The sequence below is a fragment of the Pseudomonas fakonensis genome (genome assembly GCF_019139895.1).
Lineage (GTDB): Bacteria > Pseudomonadota > Gammaproteobacteria > Pseudomonadales > Pseudomonadaceae > Aquipseudomonas > Aquipseudomonas fakonensis.
The window spans coordinates 3,038,387-3,062,674 of record NZ_CP077076.1 but is presented as its reverse complement, the minus strand read 5'-3'; the positions used below and the strand labels follow the sequence as shown (position 1 = coordinate 3,062,674).

The window sequence follows — 24,288 nt, the reverse complement described above, 5'->3', positions numbered from 1 at the left end:
GCGCCTGCCGTGCCCCCACCGTTGCAATCACAGCCAGTTGAAGAAGTCGGTCAGCAATACCCCGCACAGTGCCCCGGCGCCCAGCGCCGGCAGCACGATCAGTTCACGTTTGAGGCTGAACATGCCCAGCTTGCAGTTCACGTACACGATCAGCACCAGGGTCGGGAAGGTATGCAGTGCCACACCCCAGATCGCCCAATGCGTACCGCCCAGGGCCAGCAGCAGGGGCAGCGCGGCCCACAACGTCACCAAGCGGATGATGTTGTCCATGGCCTGGTACTTGGTCAGCGCCAGGGCCAGCCAGACCTGATGCGCCAGGGTGTAGCGCAGGGTGAAGAACGACAGCGAAAGGATAGCCAGCATCGTCCCTGCACCGTGGTAACGCTCGTCGTACATCCAGCCGATCAGCAGCGGGCTGGCGGTCAGGAAACCGCCGCAAGCGAACAGCATGACCAGGTCGACCATCAGCCGCAGGCGGTAGTAGAGGCTCTTCAGGCGTTCGGTGTCACCCTCGCGCGCCGCTTCGCTGAAGGCCGGCAACGCCACTGAACCGATCACCCGCAGCAGGCCGTTCTGGATCGAGCCCAGGATCAGCACGGCGATGGAGTAAACCCCAAGTTCCACCTCGGTCATGCTGGCACCGAACCACATGCGGTCGCCGTACATGGCCAGCACTCCGACCATGGACGACACCAGAATCCAGCGACCGAAACTCACCAGTTCGTCCAGGGCACCGCGGTCCCACTGCAGGCGGTTAGATGGCCCTTGCATGGCCACATGCCCAAGCACCGTGCTGGTCAGCGCCGCCACCAGCCCGGCGGCCACCAGCGACCAGACCGAGCGGGTGAGGTAGCCAACTACCAGCATCACCACCAGGCCGACCAGTTGCGAGCCCAGGTCGATCAGCACCACGCGCTTTTGTTGCAGGGTGCGCACGGCGATGTCCATCTTGGTCGATTGCAGGCCGTAGATGATCGCCGAGACGCCGGTGATGGCCAGCACCAGCGGCAACTGCGGGTCGGCGTAGGTGGAGTTGGCCGGCCACAGGCTGGCTTGCTGTGCCAGCCACGACGCCAGGGCCAGCAACAAGGTCAGCCCGAACAGGGCGAAGCCGCGGATGATCTGCACGGTCCAGGCGGTGTTGAGGAACAGTGGGTCGTCACCGCGCGGGCTCTGGATGATGTTTTGCCGCAGGCCCACGTCGGACAGCAGGTGCAGCAGCACCGATACGGTAGTGGCGATGACCATCAGGCCGAACATCTCCGGCACCAGCAGCCGCGCGATGATCAGGTTGCCGCCCAGGCGCATGACCTGGGAGGCCAGCAGCGACAATACATTCCAGGCACCTGCCCATATTGCACGCCGACGCAGGCTTCCTGCTGCTTGCACATCAATCGACGGCATGGGCTGGATCTCTGATTGAAATGGCTAGAAGTCACTATAGTTTCAATCAGCCATGATGCTAGTGGCCCTTGAGGGGAGCATGGCACCGGTTTCACCGTAAAACAGGGATCACACAGCCTTCAGGCTTGCGCGGTACCTGTAGGAGCCGGCTTGCCGGCGATGAGGCCAGCACAGGCAGCACACAACAGTGGCTCCAACCGCTCGACGAAATGTGATTCGCCCATACCAGCGGGCTTGCCCGCGAAGGATCGCGAACCGAACTTCGGTTCCACCACAAAGGTGCCTACCGCCCATGCCCGAACACCTGCGAGCACTCGTCGTCATCCTGTTCCTGGCCTGCGTGGTGTTTGCGCTGGCCCGGCGGGCGGCCGCCGACCTGATCCCCGAGCGCGACTTCAAACGCCGGCGCAATCTGTGGCTGGCCCTCACCCTGCTGGCGTTCTTCTCGTTCAGCTACTGGGTCTACGTGGCGGCCGGCGCCGTGCTGCTGAGCATGGCGGGCAAGCGCGAGCGCAACGCCCTGGCGCTGTTCTACATGCTGCTGTTCGTCATTCCCCCTGCGTCGGTGCAGATCCCGGGCTTTGGCGTGATCAACTACGTGCTCGACCTCAACCACATCCGCCTGCTGGCCCTGTGTGTGCTGCTGCCGGCCTCGCTGGCCCTGGGCCGGCGCCCCGGCACCCTGCGTTTCGGGCGCACCTGGCCAGACCGCCTGCTGGCCGCCGGCATCGTGCTGATGAGCGTGCTGTACCTGCGCGAGACCACCCTCACCGACACCCTGCGCCAGGCGTTCTACCTGTACGTCGATGTGTACCTGCCCTACTACGTGGCCAGCCGCGGCCTGCGCGAACTCGGCGACTTCAAGGACGCGTTGCTGGCCTTCGTGCTGGCGGCCTTTTTGCTGTCGGCCATTGCCGTGGCAGAAACCCTGCGCCACTGGCTGCTGTACAACGCGCTGATGGACGCCATGGGCGTGCAGTGGAGCATGACCGGCTATCTGTCCCGCGGCGGTTCGCTGCGGGCCAGTGCCACTACCGGGCAGGCCATCGCCCTGGGCTTCGTGATCGCCGTGGCCATTGGCATGTACCTGTTCCTGCAGGGCTACGTGCGCAGCCGCCTGCAACGCCTGCTGGGCGCGCTGCTGCTGGGCGCCGGGCTGTTCGCGCCGCTGTCGCGCGGGCCGTGGATCGGCGCCGGGGTGATCATCGCAACCTTCATCGCCACCGGCCGCAATGCAGCCAAGCGCCTGGTGCTGCTGGCCCTGGCCGGAGTGCTGGCGCTGCCGCTGCTGAGCGTGGTGCCGGGGGGCGAGAAGGTGCTGAACCTGCTGCCGTTCATCGGCACCATCGAAAACGAGAACATCACCTACCGCGAACGGCTGATCGACAACTCGATGATCGTCATCCAGCGCAACCCGCTGTTCGGCTCGTTCGATTTCCGTAACACCCCCGAAATGCAGTCGATGATCCAGGGCGACGGCATCATCGACATCGTCAACACCTACATCAGCCTGGCGCTGCGTGTCGGCCTGGTGGGGCTGGCGCTGTTCGTGGCGTTTTTTGCCAGCGTGCTGCTGGGCATTCGCAAGGCCATGCGCGCCTTCCCCGACAAAGACCACGAGGAGCGCCTGCTGGGCCGTGCGCTGCTGGCGACCTTGCTGGGCATTTTGGTGATCATCTTCACCGTCAGCAGCATCACGGTGATCCCCATCGTCTATTGGTCGGTCGGCGGCCTGGGGGTGGCTTATATCCAGCGCGTGCGCCTGCTGCGCGAGGCCGAGCCCGAAACTTTGAGCAACCCAGGCCTGCAACCGAGGCGCGCGCCATGATGGCCTTCGCACGGCGCGTTTGGCTGCTGCTGGCCCTGCTGGTGCCCCTGGCCCAGGCATCGGAGTGGGCAGTGTCGGTGGACGAAACCACCGGCCTGCCGAACGTGACCCAGGGCGGCGGGCCGGCGATGACCGCCAGGTTCGACTTCTGGGCGCAGGATTGGCGCTGGACCGGCTTCTACTCGGCGTTCAAGGTCGAGGGCCCGTGGCGCTATAGCCTCACCGGCAAGAACAAGGACCTGGACTTCGACCTCAAGGCCGCCATCGAGCGGTCCGACGCGCACAGCCTGAGCTGGGCGTTCGACCTGGACGCCCACAGCCGCCAGTCGGGGGTCAAGGGCGGCGGCCTGCGCTTTCAGTTCGCCCCGGCGTTGGTGGCCGGCCCCATGGGAGAGCCCGAGTTGCTGCCAGGCAACCGCGGCTGGGCCTGGGGCAAGCAGGGCCGGCGTATCGAGATGCGCTTCGAGCCGCCGCTAGCCAAGGTGTACTTCGAGCCGGGCGACATTCGCGAGGTGCGCGGGTTCTTCTACCAGGACCCGATCGTGCCCGGCCAGCAGCAGGTCAAGGCCACCCTGACCCTGAGCGGCGACATCGCCCTGGCGCCGACGGTCACCGAGCGCTTTGGCCTGGCAGACCCTGCCAGCTGGCCGGACGATCAGCTGGACTGGCGCACCTCCCCGGTGGACCTGTCGTTTCTCAATGCCGCAGAAAAACCGGCCGGCAAGCGCGGTTTCGTCAAGGCGGTGGGTGAGCAACTGCAGTTCGCCGATGGCACCCCGGTGCGCTTCTGGGGCACCAACGTCACCGCCTATGCGCTATTCAAGAGCCCGGACGAGGCCATCAAGGAGCAGGCCAAGCGGCTCTCGGCGCTGGGTTTCAACCTGGTGCGCCTGCACCACCACGACTCGCCCTGGGTCAGCCCGAACATTTTTGGTGACATCAGCCGCTTGCAGAACACCCAAAGCATCGACGCCGAGTCGCAGCGCAAGATCGACCTGTGGATCAAGAGCCTGAAGGACGAGGGTATCTACGTGTGGCTCGACCTGCACGTGGAGCGCCCGCTGACCGCTGCCGACCGTATCGACGGCTTCGACGAGGTGGCCCGTGGCGACCGCGCCATGAGTCTCAAGGGCTACGCCTACGTCAACCCGAGCATACAGCAGGCCATGCAGCGCTTTGCCGAGCAGTACCTGACCCATGTGAACCCCTACACCGGGCTGGCCTACAAGGACGACCCGGCGGTGGCGGCCATTTTGCTGACCAACGAGAACGACCTGACCCAGCACTTCGGCAACGCACTGCTCGGGGACAAGAACGTGCCCCGCCACAGCAGTTGGTACATGGAACAGGCCAAGGCCTTCGCCAAGGCCCATGACCTGCCTGCCGACCGCACCTGGCGGGCTTGGGAGCACGGCCCGTCGAAGCTGTTCCTGAACGACCTGGAGCAGCGTTTCGACGTTGCCATGATCGAACACCTGCGCAAGCTCGGGGTGCAGGTGCCGATTGCAACCACCAGTACCTGGGGCGGCAATGGCCTGAGCGCCCTGCCGGCTTTGACCAGCGGCGATGTGGTGGATGCCCACGCCTATGGCGGCACCGGCCAGCTGCAGCGCAACCCGCTGACCAGCGACAACCTGGTGGACTGGCTGGGCGCCGCGCAAGTGGTCGGCCTGCCGATGACCGTCACCGAATGGAACGCCGAGCCCTTCCCCACCCCCGACCGCCATTCGCTGCCGTTGTACATGGCCGCCACCGCCGGCCACCAGGGCTGGGCGGCGATCATGCAATACGCCTACAGCCAGCAGGCGTTCAATGGCTGGAGCACGGCGGACAACTGGCACGCCTACAACGACCCGGCGATGCTCGCCACCCTGCCTGCGGCGGCGCTGCTGTACCGGCGCGCCGATGTGCGCGAGGCGACTACCCGCTATGTGTTCGCCCCGACCGCACAAATGCTGTTCGAGCGCCCCATCACCCCGGCCAGCTCCGTGCTGCTGCGCACGGCCCTGGCCAAGGGCCGGCTGCAGATCGCCATGCCGTCAACGCCGCAGCTGCCCTGGCTCAAGCCAGGCATACCGGCCAAAGGCGCCCAGGTGCTCATCGACCCCGACCAGTCGCTGCTGCCCGCTGATGCCAGCGAGGCCAGCAGCGATACCGGCGAACTGCGGCGCAACTGGCGCCAGGGGCTGTACACCATCGATACGCCGCTGACCCAGGCAGCGACCGGCTGGTTGGGCGGCCAGTCGATCAGCCTGGGGGCCGTTCAGGTGCAGGCCAGCACGCCTTATGCCAGCGTGGTGGTGCAGAGCATCGACGGCAAGCCGTTGGGCCAGGCGCGGCGCTTGCTGGTTTCGCTGGGTACCCGGGCAGTGCCCAAGGCTGACGACAAGATTCCGTTCAATGTCGAGCCTTTCGTGGGCAGCCTCGCCATCAAGGCGCCGCAGGGGCTGAAACTGACCCGGCGCGACCGGGCCGGCCAGCCCCAGGTGCTGGCGGCCAGCTACAGCGATGGCTATTACCGGGTCAACTTCGACGCCAGCATGATGGCCAATTGGCTGTTCCTCGAATAGCCATCTAGAGTCTGAGAAAGCTGGCCTGACGGCCTGGTGCCATCAGCTGTGCCAATCGGGGCCGCATGTGGCCCATCGCGGGGCAAGCCCGCTCCCACGGGTGTGCAGGGCGTGGCAGCGGGCTTGCCCCGCGATGGGCTGTAAAGCTGCCCACCAGGATTACCTAGGCAACGGATTCCAGGAGGACGGGATGAAGTTTCTGGTCGTCGGTGGCGCGGGCTATATCGGCTCGCACATGGTCAAGCACTTGCACGATAACGGCCATGAAGTAGTGGTGGCCGACACTGCCCCCACCCTCCCCGGCATTCACTGGGCCGAGCTGGATATCGCCGACGGGCACAGGCTGGGTGCGCTGTTTGCCCGGCACCGTTTCGACGCGGTGTTCCATTTCGCCTCGTTCATTCAGGTGGGCGAATCAGTCAGCGACCCGGCGCGCTACTACCAGAACAACGTCGCGTCCACCCTGACCCTGCTGCAGGCCATGCTCCACGCCGGTGTGCGTCGCCTGGTGTTCTCCTCGACTGCCGCGGTGTATGGCGACCCGCACTACACCCCGATTGACGAGGCCCACCCCAAGGCCCCCATCAACCCGTACGGACGCAGCAAGTGGATGGTCGAGCAGGTTCTGCAGGACTACGACCGGGCGTACGGCCTGAAATCGGTGTGCCTGCGCTACTTCAATGCAGCCGGGGCCGACCCGGGTGGGCAATTGGGCGAATGCCACGAACCGGAAACCCACCTGATCCCGCTGATTTTGCAAGCCGCGAGCGGCCGGCGGGCGGCCATCACGGTGTTTGGCAGGGACTACGCCACGGCCGATGGCACCTGTATTCGTGACTACGTGCATGTGTGCGACCTGGCTTCGGCCCATGCCCTGGCGGTGGACTACCTGGTGCGCGGGGGTGACAGCGCTGTGTTCAACCTGGGCAACGGGTTGGGGTTTTCGGTGCAGCAGGTGATCGATGCGGCTTGCCGGGTGACTGGGCGGCTGATCGAGGTGCGCGAGGCGCCACGCCGTGCCGGTGACCCGCCCAGCCTGGTGGCCGATGCCGGCAAAGCCCGGGAGGTGCTGGGGTGGGAGCCTCGGTATGCGGCTTTGGAGGAGATTGTCAGGCATGCCTGGCGATGGGAGTTGACGCTTTGTGGGCGGGAGGCTGAGGGGCTGGGGCGGGTGTTGGGGTCTTAGGTCGCCGATTTCAAGATGTTCGCCTCAGGGCTGGGGCGAACACCTGTAAAACCCTCACACCACCAAAAACCCAAAAATCAATAATAAGTCCTGGGCTCCACCTCAGCCTTGTTCAACACCGTCCCCAGCAAGTTCGACTGCCCCAGGTGATACGAGCAATCCTCGATGTCCTTCTTGCTGTTGCTGCCATTGGCCACCACCAACAATACACAGTCAAACTTGGGCAGCACGGTGATCGCATCGTCCGAACTCAACAGCGGCGGCAAATCGAAGATGCAGATGCGCGACTCGTAGCGGTCACGCAACTCGCTGATCAAGTTGCTGACCCTGGTCGACGACAAGACCTCGGTAGACAGCGGGATCGGCTCACGGGTCGGCAACACCACAAAGCGCGGCAGCGTCGGGTTGACCAGTACCTCGCCAAGCTGCGCCGAGCCATCGAGCAGCTCGTTCAGCGCTTTTTCCATCGATAACCCCAGCGCCTTGCCCACCCGTGGCCTGCGCAGGTCGAAGTCCACGAGCAATGCAGTCTTGTTGGTGTGATGGGCGATACTCATGGCCAGGTTGGTCGCCAGCACCGTCTTGCCCGCCTCGGGCGTTGGCGAGGTGATCGCCAACGTGCGCCAGCCGTTCTCCTCCATCATCTGTAGCACCTGGGTTCGCAGCAGGTCGAAGGCCCAGTTCATGTTGGAGTTCTTGTTGTAGGCGACGATGCGCTGGCGCTCAAGGTGCTCGGCGTTCAGCGGCACCACCCGGGTCTGCACATAGTCGAACTGGGCCAGGGCGCCAGGCTGCTCCAGCAGCGCAGGCGTTTGCGGGGTGTCCCCGCTGCTGGGTGAAACCTGATGAATGTTCTTGCCAACTGCCGGCGTAGTCCTGTCCATCACTGCATTCCCTATTCAAACCGAGCCATAGTTCTAAATAGCAGAAGATCCAGCGGCATGTAGAACAGGTGGATGAGCAGCAGCATCACCCCCACCCCCAGCACGCCTGCAATGATCAACCCCACCCGCCACTGCCGGCGCCTGGCGAGCTCTGCCTGGGTGGCGATGAACGGCACCGACACCAGCACCCGTTTGCCCAGCACGCTCTCCAGGGCGCCAGCGCCACGCACACGCTGGTTGAGCATCTCCAGCAGCATCACCAGCGCACCACCGGCGGCCGGGGCCAGTACCAGGCCCAGGGCGACGATCTTCTTGCGATTGGGCTTGACCGGTTTTTCCGGCAGGCGTGGCGGCTCGAGCAGCACGAAGCGGTCGGCCTTGTTTTCCTGCTCGAGGCTTTCGCTGATCTTGGCGCTCATTTCCTTGGCGCGAATCTCTTCATACTTTTTGCGGGCGTTGTCGTGGTCACGCATCAGGGTGATCAGGCCACGCTCGACCTGGGGCGCTGCGAGGATTTCGGCTTCGGTGGCTTCCATCTTTTGCGACAGGTCGCGTTTTTGCTGGGCCAGCGAGGCGATATTGGCCTGGGCCGCGGAAATCTTGGCCTGTGCCCGGGCGACGTCGAGGTTGACCCCGGCGGCGCTGCCCTTGCCAGCGCCGCCGGCCTGCAGTGCCTGGATCTTGCGCTTGATGGCCACCACATCCGGATGCGCTTCGGTGTAGCGGGTCAAAAGCCGTGCGTACTCGGCCTTGAGGCTGCCCAGGTCCTGAGGCTGGTCGGCGGCCGCCGGGCGGCTGCCATCGGGGCGCGTGGCAAGGCCAGCATTGGCGGCCGACAGCTCCAGTTGCAGGTAACGCAGCTCTTCCTGGGCGTTTTTATAGTCGCGGTCGACCTCACGGAACTCCAGCTCCGAGCGCGACAGCATGTTCATGCGCAGGGTCTGGTTCTCGGGCAGCGAATTGGCGTTGGCCTGCTTGTAGTCGGCCAGCTGGTTTTCCTGCACGGCCAGCTCGGCCCCCAACTTGTCGGCCTCCTGGGTGAGGAATTCGGTGGTTTCGGTGGCGCGCTCGGTACGCTGCTTCATGTTCTCGTTGAGAAACAGCGTGACCAGCTCGTCGGCCACTTGCTTGGCCACTTCCGGTTTCTTGTGGTCGAAGGAGACGGTGAAGGCCACGGTGGTATCGCCACGCCCCTTGACGAAGGTGCTCAAGGTATTGACGCCGATGGTGTTGCGCATCAGGTCGACCTTGTCTTCTTCGCTGAGCTGACGTGAGCTGTCGGTGAACAGCTGGTACTTGTCGATGATGCGCAGCAGGTTGTCCCGGGTCATGACCCGCTGGCGGATCACCTCGATGCGCTCATCGGCCACGCTGGGGTTGTTGGTGCCCACCAGCTCCGGCGATATCTGCTGCGATTCCACCAGGATGGTACCCATGGCCTGGTACACCGGCGGCACACTGACTGCCACCGCCACCGTACCTGCCAGAACGACCGCAATGATCACCCCCAACAGCAGGGCCCGGTCCTTGATGATCGCGATGTAATCCTTGAGAGAGAGCTCGTATTCAGACTTCATGGCGGTCACCAGGCTGAAGGTCAGAGGTCGGGGTACTTATAGGTCAAGGTCAAGCCAACGATGGTTGCAGCAGCATCCGGTGCGCCGCTCTGCTGGCGCTCCTTGTACATCAACGACAGGCGCAGGTCCCAATACGGCGAAAACTCGCGGCTGGCCCAGGCGCTGTAGGTCTGCAGGGTGTTGGGGGTCTGCCCCTTGCTGTCCTGCCATTGCGCATCCAGCCCCACGCGGGTCAGCTCACTGACTGCGTAGCTCCACATGCCGTGCACCAGGTCGAGCTGGGCGAAGCCGCCTTCGGCGCTGGCCACGGTGGTGCGCTCGGCGCTCAGGCTGGCGTCGGTGCGGGTGCCACGGTAGTCGAACAGCACCCCGCCCTCCCCGCGCCGGCCACCTTCAGAGCCTGATACCTGGTTGACGCCGATATGCGCCCGGCCGGTGAGGCTGTCGGTGATCTGGTATTTGACGCCCACGCTCGGGGTGTAGCTGTTCGAGGCTATCGCCGTGTCGCTCTGGTCCGGCTCGTAGCGGCGAATGCGCAGGCCGCCGAACACATCGGTGCGCTCGTTCCAGGCGTAGGTCAGGGTGGAGATGTTGGCCAGCTCGTCATAGCCGGTCAGCGTGGCGATGTCGTAGGTGGCGTGGGAGTAGTGGGTTTCGTTGTCGAAGGTGGTGCGCGCACTCAGGGCATGGCTGAAGTCGCCAGACAAGATCGACATCTTCTGCGTGCCGTCGGTGGTCACCACACCGGTGTCCAGCACCGTGCCCGACAAGGTCGAGCTTTCGATGTACTGAGCGCGCAAGCCGAAGTGGCCCGTTTCGGTATCGCGCCGCCAGCCCAGGTTCAGGTCGGGGTCTTCGCGGTTCTTCTGCACCGAGGTGTCGGAAGAATGCAGCACGTGCACCCCCAGCCCCAAGGTGAGCTGATCGCGGTCGAAGGTACCGACCAGGTTGTAGGTGGGCTCGATGAGTGTGCGCATGACACCCTTCTCGTCTGAGGTCAGCAACAGCGGGTTGCTGTCGTATTCCACGGTAGTGGGCACCACCACCGAAGACTGCCAATGGGCGGCCAGGGCCAACCCCGGGAACGGCAACATCAAGACGGCCGTCGCAATACGTGTTGTTCGAAGAATAGGCACTGTGCGGTCTTAATAAAGAAGGCGGGCTCAAGGCACGATCAGCGTATCGCCCGCCTGGAGTTGGTAATTGGTGGACATGTCACGGCCAGACACCAGGTCCTTGTAACGCACCTGTTTGACATCGTTGCCGCGCAAGACCTTGATGCCGCCTTCATCGGCGAACTTGTCCAGCCCCCCCGACATGCTCAGGGCCTGCAGCACTGCAGTGGGGCCGGCCATTGGTACCGGGCCTGGCTTGACCACCTTGCCCTGCACGTACACCAGGTTGCCGGCGGTGCTGGTGACCACGACGCTGACGTTGGGGTCGGCCAGGTAAGGCTTGAGCCCGGCGGTGATCTTCTTGGCTACCGCCGTGACGTCGAGGCCGGCCACATCGATGCGGCCCGCCAGGGGGAAAGTGATGCTGCCGTCGGGGAGCACGGTGGTTTCCTGGCGCAGGGTGTCTTCCTGCCACACTGAAACCAGCACCTTGTCACCGGGGCTGAGCAGATAGGGGGTATTGGAGTCGCTGGCACTACCGACAGTGGACCACGCCATCAGCACGCACAGCAGGGCGAACATTGAACGCACCATGGGGTCCCTCCTGCCAGGTCGGCATACAAAAGAGCACTGATGAGAACAGCATAAGACTTCTCGCTCCGGCCGCAGCTACTTAAGTGGTGCCGCGACAGCCTCGATCATCCTCGAGGCCTGTTACCAGGGGGCTGGCAATACACTGGCCGCTGGCAACTGGAATATAGCAATGGTTGCAGAATTGACAAGCCGGCAAGGGCCTTGAAAAGCCGCTGCTCTTACACCTTGGTGCGGTTGGCGACCGCCACAAAACCGATCACCGCAAAACCGAACAACCAACCGGCAGTGGCCAGCGGAATGACGTTGTTCTGGCTGATATAGGAGTCGGCAGCACGGGCCGCGCCGCTCATGAGCACCAACAGGAAGATCGACTTGATAAAAAGTGTCGAGCGCATGATGCCCTCCTGGTCTAGAGGATGAACAACGTGGTCTGGAAGGGTTCCAGCGCGGGACTTCGTGGCTGGTGATTTGAGCTTATGGGCAGAATGACACTACGTCAACGATCCGACACCATAATAAAATTCAATGGTACTGCCCCAATATGGTCAAAATACCGACAGCAAAATACCGCATGGCAAAGTGCCACTCCTTCTTGCGCCTAGCGCGCAGCATCTGCATGAAAAAGACGTGAATTTCTGGAAAAAACTCAGTTAATGCCGGGTTATTTAGCGCAATCAAAAAAACACCCGTAGCGTCGGCGGGTGTTTCATGAATGAGAAAGGTTATGCGTACCGTCCTGACCAGCGCAGCAGAAAATGACGTTAATCCGCCAACAAGTCGAGCGTTCGCTCTACCTCATTGATATCAATGGTAAAACCCTCGCCCTCAGGGGTGCCCACCACAAACGCGAACTGCTGCCCGTCGCGGTCGGTCAGGTATTTGTAGTAGCTGACGAAACGATTCGGCGGCTGCAAGGCGAACACCGCGCCCCCTGGCTGCAGCACGTTGACCCCGTGCACCAGCTGGCTGCCTTCCACGCCCATGACCACCCGGGCGCCTGCGCAAGCAGCGACGATCGCCGGCACATCGAGCTTCATCGGGTTGATGACGCGAAAGCCCCGGGTCACCCGCAGGTGCTCGGCAATTTCCAGCTCGTTGCGCAGCAGGCGCAAGTCGCCGTCACTGCCGCGCAAAATGAACACCCCCGGGTGCGGCGCGTGCTCGACGTGGGCCAGCAGCTTGTCGCCCATGTCACGGTAGCGCTGGTAGCGGTTGCGGTTGTTGCTCATGTCGTCGAACAGCACCAGCTCGTGAAAAAACGCCGTGTGCAGGCGCAGCGGGTGCATGCCCAGCCAGTCTTCATAGGCCGGGCCCTGGGTGAACAGCGGGTACCTGGCCGAAGGCGCGGTGGTGACCGGCACCCCTTCGTCACAGGCCAGGGCGTAGGTCGGGCAGTCTTCCATCAGCCAGGTGCCGAACCAGGTGTTGCCGTTCTGCGTGCAGTAGATCGCTGCGCGCTCGATCTCGTTTTCTATCCTCACCGGCGGGAACCGATGGGGTTTGAGTGATAGCCAATGGCTGGCACTGCCCTTGTACAGCGCGCCGTCAATCAACCAGGCATCGCGAACCAGGTAACCCCGGGTTGGTCCCTGCTCCATGCGGATACCGCCCTGCATGGTCGGCCCTGGGTGCACATAGGGGTAGAAGCGCTTGCCCTCCCAGCCGGTTATCCGCTCCAGTTGCCCGGGCAGGAAAACAGCCGGTGGCGATACGGTGACCTCGCCCGGAGCGATATCCCAGGCCTTGTCAGCGGCCTGCTTGATGTCCACATCGCCCTGGCGACCCAGGCGTTTTCTGGCCATGTGCAGGTAAGCGGCCAGCGACCAGCTGGGCCGGCGCGCCGTCGGTACGGTTCCGGGCCTCGAGAAATCGGTTCCCATGCAACGCCCTCCCCTGGGCCTTCAGTGTTCAGTTCGACAGCACGCGCTCCATGGTCGGCGGCGCGGCAAAGCCTGCATAGCGGCTGCGCAGGGTTTCGAGAAACTGCTCGCCACAGCATTTGCTGCCGTACAGGTAGATCTTGTGCAGGCCGCCGAACACCATTTCCTGGTAGCGGCTGGCGAGCTCTTCCTCGCTGGCCCCGTCCGGCACACCGAGGTGCAGGGTCAACTTGTTGCCCTCCACGGCAAACAGCGGTGTATCCCACAAAAAGCCGGCCCTGCCGGCCTTGGGCAAGCGCACGAACAGGTACGCATGGTTGTTCAGCCCGTCAATGTCGCCGCCGCGCCTGCGTTTCCACTTCAGCAAACCGTCGTCCGGGCGGGCCAGGCACAGGCCGATATCGTAGTAGTCGTAGCCATTTTCCAGGGCCCATTCCAGCGCCATGAAGGTGGTGATGGAGTTGACCTCACGCAGCTTTTTCGCGTCCGAGAACACCGCCTCACAGTAGCCGAAACGCAGGGTGCTCCAGTAGCGCTTGCCGCCGCGGGTGATCTCGCAGCCCAGGTGGCAGGCCACCACCTCGCCGTTGCAGGTGATCAGGTCAAGCCGCCCGGCGCCCTTGGCCAGGCGGTACACGTCATCGCTGGGGAACTGCGCCGCATGGATGCCCTGGCGCGCGGTGGCGTAGGGGCGCAGCAGGTCGCGGTCGGCCATGGCGATCTCGTCGTCATCCAGGGTCTGGTGCATCTGGTACAACGGCCGGTGCTTGCGAATGCTGCGGCGCAGTTCGCTGTCGTAGCGCGCGGTGATGTCTTCCAGCGAACGGCCCAGCGGCACCACCGCGCTCAGGTAATGGGGTACCGACAGGGCGCCGGCGGTGGGTAGCTCGCTGATCACCACCACCTGGCGCTGCGCGGCGGGGGTATCGTCGACGGCAAATTCCGGCTGGCCCTGGCGGTCCTTGCCGCCGATCAGCAACTTGGCCATCGCCCGCTGCTGCTTGCGGCCGATGTAGAGGATCTCGTAGGGGCTTTCCTGCTGCAGCCTGAAGCGGGCCACCTCCCAGCGCCATAGGCAGGCACGGCCGAGCAGGTCGCGCAAGGCATTGGCAACAGTGCGCAGTTGGTAACGCCTCGAGGGGGAAATGAAGGTGCGACCAGCCGCAGTGAGCAGTGCTTTCATGTCTTTGTCCACATCCTTTGTCATCGGGCTGCGAAAAGCCGGGTGAAGTCCCGTTCGAACCACTCAACACATTGATTGCCTTGCACGCTCTGGCGCCCTGCCGGGGCCACGACCCAAACCAAGTAAAGATGGCGTGGCGCGCGCTGGCAAGCGGCCTTGTGATATCACCGATAAAGATTTCATGACGCAGGTATTGTGCGGTGCGCTAGCTATCTAACACCGCTGCCCCTTGGTCAGGCCTTTTGCTTGAAGCCCCTCAAGCGAAGGACTCACACCATGCAGCAATTCCAGGAAAACCCGCACCGTCATCTGCTCGAACAGCAACTTCCAGCCTGGGCCGGCCAGGCCACCCCGGACCAATGGCAAACCCTGGGCGAATGCCTGATGCCCGCTCAAGACCTGCCTGATGCCGAAGCGGACTGGTTCGGCAACGCCCTGCCCGAGCTGCGCGAAGCCGTGCTGCTGCACCAGGCAAACCTTCTACAGGCCCAACATGCACTTGGCCGCGCCTTGAAAGGGCTGAAGCAAATCGCCGAGTTCTGCGAGCCTCCGTTGCAACAGGCCCTGGCTGGCCTGGGCATATCGTCCCCGGTACGCGGTGCCGAGCTGCTGCGCGTCGAGAGCAGCTGGTCATGGTCTGGCACCTGCTTTCTCTACCGCAGCGAGCGGCATTCACTGTTGCAGGCTGCATTGCAGAACTTCGGCGACGATGCAAGTTTTGCCACGCACAGCGCCGTGGCGCGGACTGAAGACATCGACGTGCAGCCGATTACCGTCACCGGCCGTGCGCCTGTCGGCTACCAGGTACCTGCCGCCACCTTCGGCTTGCCCTCCGAAAGCTATCGGGTGACCCCGCTGCCGCTGACCCCGGAGCAGTTCGCCGAAACCTGCCGCACGCTGGACCTGGGCCAGCGCTACCAAGGCCACCTGCAAGAGGTGTTCGAAGGCGACGCCCGTCAGCAACTGAGCGAGCTGGCCAGCCAGGTTCGCCGTGGGCGCCTACGCCTGGCTGCCAGCCTTGCCAGGCTGCGCCACGGTATCACCGGCGCCGCCGATGACGCATTGCAGTCACTGCTGGCAGGCAAGGCCGGCACCTGCTGGCAACTCCAGTTGTTCGGGCTCACCGTGCATGAACTGGTATTGATCGATACAGGTGACGCCGGGTTGCTGCTCTACCTCCCCGACCATCAGCACGCACTGCACGCCTGCGAGGACTTTCAGGCAGTTCACCGCACCTTGATGACACTGTTGCTCGAGCCTCAAGCGCGTCGCGCCTTTCTCGGTTACCTGTCGCTCGAGCAAAGGGCCCGCCTGCTCGACTTGCTGCACCAAAACCTCGACGCACAAGGCAACAGCGCCGACGACCAAGCCTGGCAAGCCGCCGAGTACGCCGACTTGCGCCTGACCCGCGAACGCATCCCGGCCGAGCTGTTTGCCCACCTGCACGAGCGCCATGTGGCGCGCCTCAAGCAAGAAGCCATGCTGCTCGCCGTGCCCACCGCCCAGGCCGATGAACAAGCGCGCCAGCGGCGCCTGGCCGAATGGAAAAGCCTGGGCCTGGATGCCTTGATGGTGGCCGGCTTGTTCATTCCGGCTGTAGGCAGCCTGATGCTCGCGGTCACCGCCTGCCAGCTGCTCGACGAAGCCTACGAAGGCTATGCGGCGTGGAGCGTCGGCGACCGCCATGCGGCGCTGGGCCACCTTGAGGCCGTGGGCCTTAACCTGGCCCTGATCGGCGGCCTGCATGCCGCGGGCAAGGTGCTGCCGAAGGTGTTCGGCAGCCCACTGATGGAGCAGTTGCAGCCAGTGACCAAGGCTGACGGCAGCCGGCGCTTGTGGCGCCCGGACCTTTCGCCCTACCGCAGCCCGCAGGTGTTGCCTGAAACGCTCGCCGCCAATTCTGCCGGGCAGTGGCTGCACCAAGGCCGTTGTTTCATCCGCATCGAGGGCGAGTTATATGAGCAGCGCTTCGACCAGGGCAGCAAACGCTGGCAAATCCTGCACCCAAGCGACCCCGACGCCTACCAGCCGTTGCTCGAACACAATGGCGAAGGCGCCTGGCGAGCCGAACACGAAGCCCCCCATCACTGGCCGCTGGCTACTTTGATCCGAAGGCTAGGCCCGGCCTTGGAGCACTTCGACGACAACCAGCTGCAACAGGCTGCGCGTTTGTGCGGTATAGGCGAGGACGCCCTGCGCCAGGTTCACCTGCAAGGCCAACCGACACCAGCGCTGCTTGCCGACACACTGGCGCGCATGGACGCCGAACGCCTGACCCTTGCCGAGCTTGAACAGTCGCCAGGGCAAGATCACGACAGCCTGTTCAACCAGCATTACGACCCCGAGCCCCTTGCCGACCCAGTTGGCGAGCGCCTGCATCAAGCCTACCCGACCCTGACCCGCCCCCTGTGCAGGCGCCTGGCAGCGCGCCTGAGCCCGGACGAAGCAAGCCAGCTGGGCAACGTACAGCCCTTGCCTGCCTGGTTGGACACCGCCGCACGCCAGCTCGCCAACGACCTGCCGCTGGTCCGTGCCATCGAGGGGCTTTGCATGCCGCATTTGGCCAACCCTGACAGCGAGCGCCTGCTGTGGGCCTGCCTGAAGCGGCTGGCCGGGTGGCCTGACGATTTGCGCCTGGAGCTGCGCGCTGCCAGCCCGCAAGGGCCGCTGCTGCAGGCGATCGGCGCTGCCGAGGCCGGTGAGCGCTGCGTCGTGCTCAAGACGGCAGAAGGTTACGAAGCTCACCTGGGCGAGCGCCCTGCCCCGGCCCGTCAAGACTTCGATCTGTGCCGCGCCGTGCTGGACTCCCTCCCGGCAGCACAGCGCCGGCAGTTGGGGTTGCAGGCCAAAGGCGCCGATGGCTTGCGCCAGCGGCTGCTGGATCTGCTCGACAGCCAACGCCTGGCGTTGACTCGCCTGCTGCGCCAAACGCCCCCTACACGCTGGCAAGGTGGCGGCCTGCGGGGCGGCGACGCCACCGGCGTGTATCCCCGGTTCACCCTGGGCAGCAGCCAGCGCGGGCGCTACCAGCGGCTGTTCCCCAGCGCCAGTGACGATGACTTCGCCGCCAGCATGTCGCGTTGGCGGCGTGAAACCCGCTCGGCGGAGATCGAACTCACCCGGCTGGAGGAGCGCCTGCGCCAACTGCGCATCGATCTGGCCAACTGGGCTGCACAGGCGCCCCACCGGCAACGTGCGGTCAGCCGCATCGTCAGCGCCTGGCGCCGCGATTCGTACCATCAGCTCAGTGATGAGCTGCGAGTCCCGTCGCTGGACCTGGCTGGCCTGGAGCTGGACAACCACGACCTGGCCACCCTGGCCTTGCCGGACGACTTTCGGCATGTCGAGGAGCTGGAACTGAGTCAGAACCGCCAGTTGGACTGGCTGCACCCTGAGTTCATCGAGCGCTTCCCTCGCCTGCGCCGCCTGCATCTGCGCGACTGCCGCTTTGCAACACTGCCAATGTTGCCCGCCCCTTTGCGCCTGACCACCCTGGACCTGCAAAACAACCGCATAACCTGGGACGCTACAGCGCAGATGCAGCTGGAACGGGCCGCCAACCTGCGCTATCTGGACCTGTCGGAAAACCCGCTGCTCAACGCGCCCAACCTGGCCGGGCTGGCAGACCTGCAGTTCGTGCAACTGGACGGCGCCAGCCTCACACGCCTGCCGGAAGGTTTGTCCGCACTCGGCGAGCTGGAGGTACTGGACCTGTCTGACAACCAATTCGAAGCGCTACCGCAAGACCTCGAGCTGCCCGAGCACGTTGCCCGCGCAATGCAACTGGAAAGCGACTGGCTGACGCCGCGGGTCAACCAGCAGATCGAGCGCTATTACCAGCAACACGGCATCGACCTGCTGGTATCGGAGCATGAGTACCACGAACTGCTCGACAACGCTGGTGAGCAGCAACTGGCCGCCTGGCAGCGCCTGCCGCTGGCCTACCGCCGAGGCCTGCGCGCAGTGGTGGTGGATGACCGCTACATGCAAGATCCACCCGCCATGCTCGATGAGTTCTGGCGCCGCCTGGCGCGTATCGACAGCGAACCGCTGATGCGCGACTACGCCCTGGGCCAACCGGCCTGGCGCCTGCTGGAGCTGCCCTTGTAAGCCGCAGCTCGGCGGCTACTGCACCGCCGGGTGCTGCGGGTTGTGGTGCTCTGCCAACCAGTGGCGCAACGCCTCTGCCGGCATCGGCCGCCCCAGCAGATAACCCTGGCCCTGGTCGCAACCGGCATTGCGCAGGAAGTCGAACTGCTCCTGGGTTTCGATGCCTTCGGCGGTGATGCGAAAGCCCAGGGCATGCCCCAGGTCGATGATTGCCCGGGCAATGGCGACGGCATCGTCGTCACCGGGCAAGTCCTTGATGAACGCCCGGTCGATCTTCAGGTGGTCGATGGGCAAGGCACGCAGGTAGGCCAGCGACGAGTAGCCAGTACCGAAGTCGTCCACCGCAGTGGCCACCCCCATGGCCTGCAACTGCGCCAGTACGCCGCAAGCCTGCTGCTGGCTTTCCATCAGCAGGCTCTCGGTGATTTCCACCTCCAGCAGGCTGGCAGGCAGCCCATGCAGCTCCAGGGCACAAGCCAGGCTGGTAACGTAGTCGCTACGCTCGATCTGCAGGGCTGCCACGTTGATTGCCATGGGCCCAGGCAGCGTATCGGCGGCGCGCCATTCGGCCAGTTGGGCGCAGGCCAGCTCCAGCACCCGCTCGCCCAACGGGATGATCAGCCCGGTGCGCTCGGCCAGCGGGATGAACTCGCCAGGCGACACCAGGCCATGCTCCGGGTCGCGCCAGCGCAGCAGCGCCTCGACGCCCTCAAGACGGCCGCTGAACAGGTCGAGCTTGGGTTGGTACCACAGCTCGAATTCGTTGTACTCCAGGGCGCGACGCAGGTTGCGTTCAAGCTCCAGGCGCTGGTGCAGGCGCTCGGTCATGTCCGGGTGGTAGGGGCGCCAGGCGTTGCGCCCGCTTTCCTTGGCCACGTACATGGCGGTGTCGGCATGGCGCAGCAGGCTGTCGGCGTCTTCGCCGTGTTGCGGCGACCAGGCCAGGCCGATGCTGCCGGTCACCAGGCCCGCATTGCCGTTGAGATCGAACGGCCGCTGCAGGCAACGCAGCAAGGCGCGTACCTGGTGGCTCACCTGGCCTTGAGTGCCCTGCAACATGAATACGAACTCGTCGCCCCCCAGGCGGCAGACCTGGTCCTGGGTGTCCAGTTCCTGCAGAAAGCGTGCAGTGGCCTGTTGCAGCAAAAGGTCGCCCATGGGGTGGCCAAGGCTGTCATTGACCTGCTTGAAACCGTCGATATCCAGCATCAGCACCGCCAGGCCATGGCCGTGGCGGACCGCCTCGCCCAGTTGCTGCTGGAACAGCACCCGATTGGGCAGCCCGGTGATGGTGTCATAGTGCGCCAGGCGCTCCAGCTGGGCCTGTGATTGACGCAGCTCAGCGTTACGCAGTTGCAGTAGGCGCTGCTTGCGGCTGAGCTGGGCGACGAACAGGCTGAACAGGCCGGTGCAACCCAATGCCACCCAGAACAATGGCGAAGCGAACAGGTTCAGCGCCGCCCAGCCGCCGCGCGGTGCGGCCACCAGCTGCCAGAACCCGCCTGGCACCTCCACGCTCAGCTTCACCTGGGGGGCGTCGAACAACCGCGCATCGCCCCAGATCAGCTCACCATCGGCGCCCTTGCCGTCGCTGCCGCGCATCGCCAGTTCAAGGTCGGCATCCGGTTGCAGGCCGGCTGCCAGCAACAGGCGGTCGATATCGGCCACCACCGAGACATTGCCCCAATAAAAGCTCACCCCGCGCTTGCCGGTGACGAACACCGGGCGTCGGTAAACCAGTGCGCGACCGCCCTGGTACAGCTGCAACGGGCCGGCAAGCACCGGCTCGCCGCGTTCGCGCGCCGACTGCAACAACGGCAATTGCTCGGGCAGACGGCGGTAATCCAGGCCGATGATGCGCTCGTTGCCCTCCAGCGGGTACACGTCGCGGATCACGTCGGCCGGCGCCAGGGCAATGTTGCGCATGAAGGGCACCGAGGCCAGCGCGTCGCGGGCCATGCCCTGAAAATGCGGCACGCTGATGCTGCCGTCGGTGCCGATCAGCTGGGCGATGCCTTCGGCCTCGGCGAACGCCGCACGCAACTGCGCTTCCAGTGCCGCGCGCATCCCCGAAAGCCGCGCCGCCAGGTTGGCCTGCGCTTCGCTCTGCGCACGCTGTGCATCCAGGTGACCGAGCACCGTTGCCAAAGCGATGCCGACCACGGCGAAAGCCACTGGCAGCAAGCGATTGAATGCACGGTGCAAGGCACCTGACGGCGGTGTCGGTTCGTCGACAGAAGGGAAAATGCTGCTGGTCATAAGCCTGTGATCGGGGGCGATTCACACTGTATCGGCGCAGCCAGGGCAATGTTGAGCCAGACTGGTGTTTTTCCAGCGCTGGGCGCATGCTCCGATGCTGAAGCGTTTCACCCAGCCAAACACAAGAGGTGCAGTATTCATGGACCGTCTGCTCGACTCGCTGTTTCCCGCCCCTGCCGACATTCCCGAGGCCTGGCGCCTGGGTGAGCCGCTGGAGCAACGCGACTACCTGGTGGCCGGTGAGCTCAGGCACTGGGACGGCCCCCTGGCCACGGTACGCAGCCCGGTGTGGCTGAAGGACGCCGAGGGTGAACGCCAGGTGATCCTGGGCAGCGCCCCGCTACTGGATGCCGACACCGCCCTGCAGGCTCTGGATGCCGCGGTGCAGGCCTATGACAAGGGCCGCGGCGCCTGGCCGACGATGCGTGTGGCCGAGCGTATCCAGCATGTCGAGGCCTTTCTGGCACGTATGCGCGAGCAACGCACCGCAGTGGTCAAGCTGCTGATGTGGGAGATCGGCAAGAACCTCAAGGACTCCGAGAAAGAGTTCGACCGCACCTGCGACTACATCGTCGACACCATCAATGCCCTGAAGGACCTGGACCGGCGTTCGAGCCGCTTCGAGCTGGAACAGGGCACCCTCGGCCAGATCCGCCGTGCGCCTTTGGGGGTGGCGTTGTGCATGGGCCCGTACAACTACCCGCTCAACGAAACCTTCACCACGCTGATCCCGGCGCTGATCATGGGCAACACCGTGGTGTTCAAGCCGGCCAAGTTCGGTGTGCTGCTGATCCGCCCGTTGCTCGAGGCGTTCCGCGACAGCTTCCCGGCCGGGGTGATCAACGTGATCTATGGCCGTGGCCGTGAAACGGTCAGCGCGCTGATGGCCAGCGGCAAGGTCGATGTGTTTGCGTTCATCGGCACCCACAAGGCCGCCAGCGACCTTAAAAAGCTCCACCCGCGCCCGCACCGCCTGCGCGCAGCCCTGGGCCTGGACGCCAAGAACCCCGGCATCGTGCTGCCCCGGGTCGACCTGGACAACGCGGTGGACGAAGCCGTCACCGGCGCGCTTTCGTTCAACGGCCAGCGCTGCACCGCGCTGAAGATCCTGTTCGTGCACGAGGATGTGGTCGAGGCGTTTCTCGACAAGTTCCAGCGCAAGCTCGCCGCCTTGAAGCCGGGCATGCCGTGGGAAGCCGGGGTGGCGCTGACGCCGCTGCCCGAGCCCGGCAAGCTGGACTACCTCGAGGGTTTGGTGGCAGATGCGCTGGCACACGGCGCCCAGGTGTTGAACGAAGGCGGTGGCAAGAGCCGTGGTTCGTTCTTCTACCCGGCCCTGCTGTACCCGGTGAACCGTGACATGCGGGTCTACCACGAGGAACAGTTCGGGCCGGTGGTGCCGGTGGTGCCCTACCGCGACCTGCAGACGGTGATCGACTATGTGCTCGACTCGGATTACGGGCAGCAGTTGAGCCTGTTCGGGAATGACCCGGAGACCGTGGGGGCGCTGGTGGATACGTTCGCCAACCAGGTCGGGCGCATCAACCTCAACGCCCAGTGCCAGCGTGGGCCTGACACTTACCCGTTCAACGGGCGCAAGAACAGCGCCGAGGGGACCTTGTCGGTGCATGACGCTTTGCGGGTGTTTTCGATTCGGACCTTGGTGGCTACGCGGTTCCAGGGGGCGAACAAGGAGTTGATCAGTGAGATTATTCGTAATCGGCAGTCGAGTTTTTTGACTACGGATTACATATTCTGATTTTGGGGCTCGGGCTCGGGCTCGGGATTTATGGTGATTGCTTTGGGAGATGCATGCACATTCGTTGACGATGCGCGCTTTTCGTCACCTTTCCGCCCTTACGGCGGGTTACTTTTTTTCTTGGAAAAAAGTAACCAAAAACCGCCTGCTCCCATCATCCGGCCCCCTACGCTGCGCTTCGGGGGTTCCCTCGCTCCGGGCTTGCTCCGGAGGTACGCGCCGACGGGCCGTCCCTGGCCCGATCGGCGCTCGACCGGCATCCATGCCGGTCGCCCTCCTACGCAATCCCTACGCTCGGCCTCCTGAAGTCGCGATTTGTGTTGCCTGAACTAACGCGCGCTTAGAAGCAAGATCAACAGCCAGATCAACAGCCAGATCAACAGCCAGATCAACAGCCAGATCAACAGCCAGATCAACAGCCAGGATGTTGGTTTGATTGTTATTGATGTGTTGTTTGTTCTGACGCCATCGCGGGGCAAGCCCGCTCCCACGCTAGTTGTGCGCACCAAGTTCTGGCGTGGGAGCGGGCTTGCCCCGCGATTGCAATCCTGAGTTCCCACGGTGGCAACTAGCGACCGAGCTGCGTACTTACAGGCGCCGCCACTAACTTCGCGACTTCAGGAGGCCGAACGCAGGGATTGCGTAGGGGGGCGACCGGCATGGATGCCGGTCGAGCGCCGATCGGGCCAGGGACGGCCCGTCGGCGCGCACCCCCGGAGCAAGCCCGGAGTGAGGGAACCCCCGGAGCGCAGCGCAGGGGGCCGGATGAATGGAGCGAGGATTTTTTGGTGACTTTTTGATCCTTCAAAAAGTTACCCGCCGTAAGGGCGGAAAGGTGAATAAGCGTCACCACAAATAATGAATGCGCATACAACTCTCAAAACCAACTAATCAGCTAATCAACAGATCAATAGATCAACAGATCAACAGATCAACAACACACATCACAATCACACCCCCTCAAACCAATCCCTACGTTCCTCAAACGCCGCCCGAACCGCCCCAACCATCAACCGCACCAACGGCTCCCCCGCCGTCCGCGGATTGACCGCCAACCAAACCCGCCGCCGCATCGGCTCAGCAAACACCCCCGGCAACGCCAACAACCCCCGGTCCGACCGCGAAGCATAATGCGCCAGCAACCCCACACTGGCACTGCACTTGATGAGCTGGCAGTACATCTCGTAGTCCTGAATCTGCGTCACCCCGCTGGCACGCGCCTGCAACAGCGCATGCCAGGGCATCAACGCCGCCACCCCCGCCTCCCCCTGCCACTGCACCAGCATGTAATCCTCAAGGTCTGCCAGGCAGCTGGGGCGGTTGGCCTCGCGGGCATAGCGCTTGGCGATATGCGGCAGGTAATCCAAAGTCGCCAGCGCCTCAGGCCGCGCCCCGTCGAACGCCGGCGGGCTTTCAACCTGCTGCAGCCCGCCCAGCCACAACGCCACATCCGCTTCCTGCAACGGCACCTGGCGGCCATTGAGCGTCAACACCTCCAGGCGCATGCCAGCGTGCTGGCGCACGAAACTGATCAAATTGCGCCCCAGCAGGTCCTGCAACAGCGGCTCTGCCACCGCCAGGCGCACCGGCGCACCGGCTTCGCGGCGCACAGGTTCCGGCAGGTCCGGCTCACGCGCCTGCAACAAGGCCAGCAAGCGCTCGCCCTGCGGGCTCAGCACCGGGTTGTTGTTGCGGTTGACGAACAAGCTGTAACCCAGCCGCGTTTCCAGCACCGCCAGGCGCTTGCGCAGCGCCACCGGCTTGAGGTTCAGCCGCCGCGCCGCCTGCATGAAGCAGCCACAGCGCGCAGTCACCACGAAGCAGTCCAGGGTCTGCTCGTCCAGGGCCAGCGGCACCTGCGGGCGGACCATGGCCAGGGCGCCCTCGCAGGCGCCTCCCCTGGGTAGATCGATCGGCATCCTTCGCCTCCTCCAGGCCG

At 64.3% G+C, this 24,288-nt stretch carries 15 protein-coding genes; 5 read left to right on the top strand and 10 right to left on the bottom strand.

Annotation, left to right across the window (positions count from 1 at the left end):
* Nucleotides 1-27: 27 nt before the first annotated feature.
* Entirely contained in the window at nucleotides 28-1,404 is a 1,377-nt protein-coding gene (locus tag KSS94_RS13570; protein ID WP_217843476.1) for an oligosaccharide flippase family protein, read from the bottom strand.
* 292 nt (nucleotides 1,405-1,696) lie between these two features.
* On the opposite strand from KSS94_RS13570, the gene KSS94_RS13565 reads away from it, so the two are divergent.
* From KSS94_RS13565 to galE, 3 genes are all read left to right on the top strand, one after another.
* Nucleotides 1,697-3,232 carry an O-antigen ligase family protein gene (locus tag KSS94_RS13565; protein ID WP_217843475.1) on the top strand — a complete coding sequence of 512 codons (1,536 nt, stop codon included), beginning with the start codon at nucleotides 1,697-1,699 and terminating at the stop codon, nucleotides 3,230-3,232.
* Nucleotides 3,229-5,802, top strand: a complete 2,574-nt coding sequence (locus KSS94_RS13560) for a cellulase family glycosylhydrolase (RefSeq protein ID WP_217843474.1) — start codon at nucleotides 3,229-3,231, stop codon at nucleotides 5,800-5,802. The genes KSS94_RS13565 and KSS94_RS13560 overlap by 4 nt, the downstream gene beginning before the upstream one ends.
* A gap of 190 nt (nucleotides 5,803-5,992) precedes the next feature.
* Nucleotides 5,993-6,988: a UDP-glucose 4-epimerase GalE gene (gene galE / locus KSS94_RS13555; protein WP_217843473.1), complete on the top strand. Its 996-nt coding sequence runs from the start codon at nucleotides 5,993-5,995 to the stop codon at nucleotides 6,986-6,988.
* A 77-nt stretch (nucleotides 6,989-7,065) separates the two neighbouring features.
* On the opposite strand, the gene KSS94_RS13550 is transcribed toward galE, so the two are convergent.
* The 7 genes from KSS94_RS13550 to KSS94_RS13520 all read right to left on the bottom strand — a co-directional run bounded on the left by KSS94_RS13550 (nucleotide 7,066) and on the right by KSS94_RS13520 (nucleotide 14,221).
* Nucleotides 7,066-7,872: a CpsD/CapB family tyrosine-protein kinase gene (locus KSS94_RS13550; protein WP_217843472.1), complete on the bottom strand. Its 807-nt coding sequence runs from the start codon at nucleotides 7,870-7,872 to the stop codon at nucleotides 7,066-7,068.
* An 11-nt stretch (nucleotides 7,873-7,883) separates the two neighbouring features.
* Complete coding sequence (locus KSS94_RS13545) at nucleotides 7,884-9,449, bottom strand: GumC family protein (protein ID WP_217843471.1); 1,566 nt, start codon at nucleotides 9,447-9,449, stop codon at nucleotides 7,884-7,886.
* 20 nt (nucleotides 9,450-9,469) lie between these two features.
* Nucleotides 9,470-10,585 (bottom strand): hypothetical protein, encoded by a 1,116-nt coding sequence (locus KSS94_RS13540; protein ID WP_217843470.1) that lies wholly within the window; start codon nucleotides 10,583-10,585, stop codon nucleotides 9,470-9,472.
* 27 nt (nucleotides 10,586-10,612) lie between these two features.
* Nucleotides 10,613-11,158, bottom strand: a complete 546-nt coding sequence (locus tag KSS94_RS13535) for a polysaccharide biosynthesis/export family protein (protein WP_217843469.1) — start codon at nucleotides 11,156-11,158, stop codon at nucleotides 10,613-10,615.
* A 218-nt stretch (nucleotides 11,159-11,376) separates the two neighbouring features.
* Nucleotides 11,377-11,553 carry an EPS-associated small membrane protein EppA gene (eppA, locus tag KSS94_RS13530; protein ID WP_217843468.1) on the bottom strand — a complete coding sequence of 59 codons (177 nt, stop codon included), beginning with the start codon at nucleotides 11,551-11,553 and terminating at the stop codon, nucleotides 11,377-11,379.
* Nucleotides 11,554-11,919: 366 nt separating this feature from the next.
* On the bottom strand, nucleotides 11,920-13,038 hold the full coding sequence (locus KSS94_RS13525; protein WP_217843467.1) for a glycosyltransferase family 61 protein: 1,119 nt from the start codon (nucleotides 13,036-13,038) through the stop codon (nucleotides 11,920-11,922).
* Nucleotides 13,039-13,066: 28 nt separating this feature from the next.
* Entirely contained in the window at nucleotides 13,067-14,221 is a 1,155-nt protein-coding gene (locus tag KSS94_RS13520; RefSeq protein WP_217843466.1) for a GNAT family N-acetyltransferase, read from the bottom strand.
* Nucleotides 14,222-14,497: 276 nt separating this feature from the next.
* Between KSS94_RS13520 and KSS94_RS13515 the strand changes: the two genes are divergently transcribed.
* Nucleotides 14,498-18,331, top strand: a complete 3,834-nt coding sequence (locus KSS94_RS13515; RefSeq protein WP_217843465.1) for a dermonecrotic toxin domain-containing protein — start codon at nucleotides 14,498-14,500, stop codon at nucleotides 18,329-18,331.
* Between the two features lie 15 nt (nucleotides 18,332-18,346).
* On the opposite strand, the gene KSS94_RS13510 is transcribed toward KSS94_RS13515, so the two are convergent.
* The gene (locus KSS94_RS13510; protein ID WP_217843464.1) at nucleotides 18,347-20,590 is read right to left on the bottom strand and encodes a putative bifunctional diguanylate cyclase/phosphodiesterase; all 2,244 of its coding nucleotides are present in this window, start codon (nucleotides 20,588-20,590) and stop codon (nucleotides 18,347-18,349) included.
* Nucleotides 20,591-20,729: 139 nt separating this feature from the next.
* On the opposite strand from KSS94_RS13510, the gene KSS94_RS13505 reads away from it, so the two are divergent.
* Nucleotides 20,730-22,349 carry an NADP-dependent glyceraldehyde-3-phosphate dehydrogenase gene (locus tag KSS94_RS13505; RefSeq protein WP_217843463.1) on the top strand — a complete coding sequence of 540 codons (1,620 nt, stop codon included), beginning with the start codon at nucleotides 20,730-20,732 and terminating at the stop codon, nucleotides 22,347-22,349.
* Nucleotides 22,350-23,299: 950 nt separating this feature from the next.
* On the opposite strand, the gene KSS94_RS13500 is transcribed toward KSS94_RS13505, so the two are convergent.
* Nucleotides 23,300-24,268: a LysR family transcriptional regulator gene (locus KSS94_RS13500; protein ID WP_225935885.1), complete on the bottom strand. Its 969-nt coding sequence runs from the start codon at nucleotides 24,266-24,268 to the stop codon at nucleotides 23,300-23,302.
* Nucleotides 24,269-24,288: the final 20 nt, after the last annotated feature.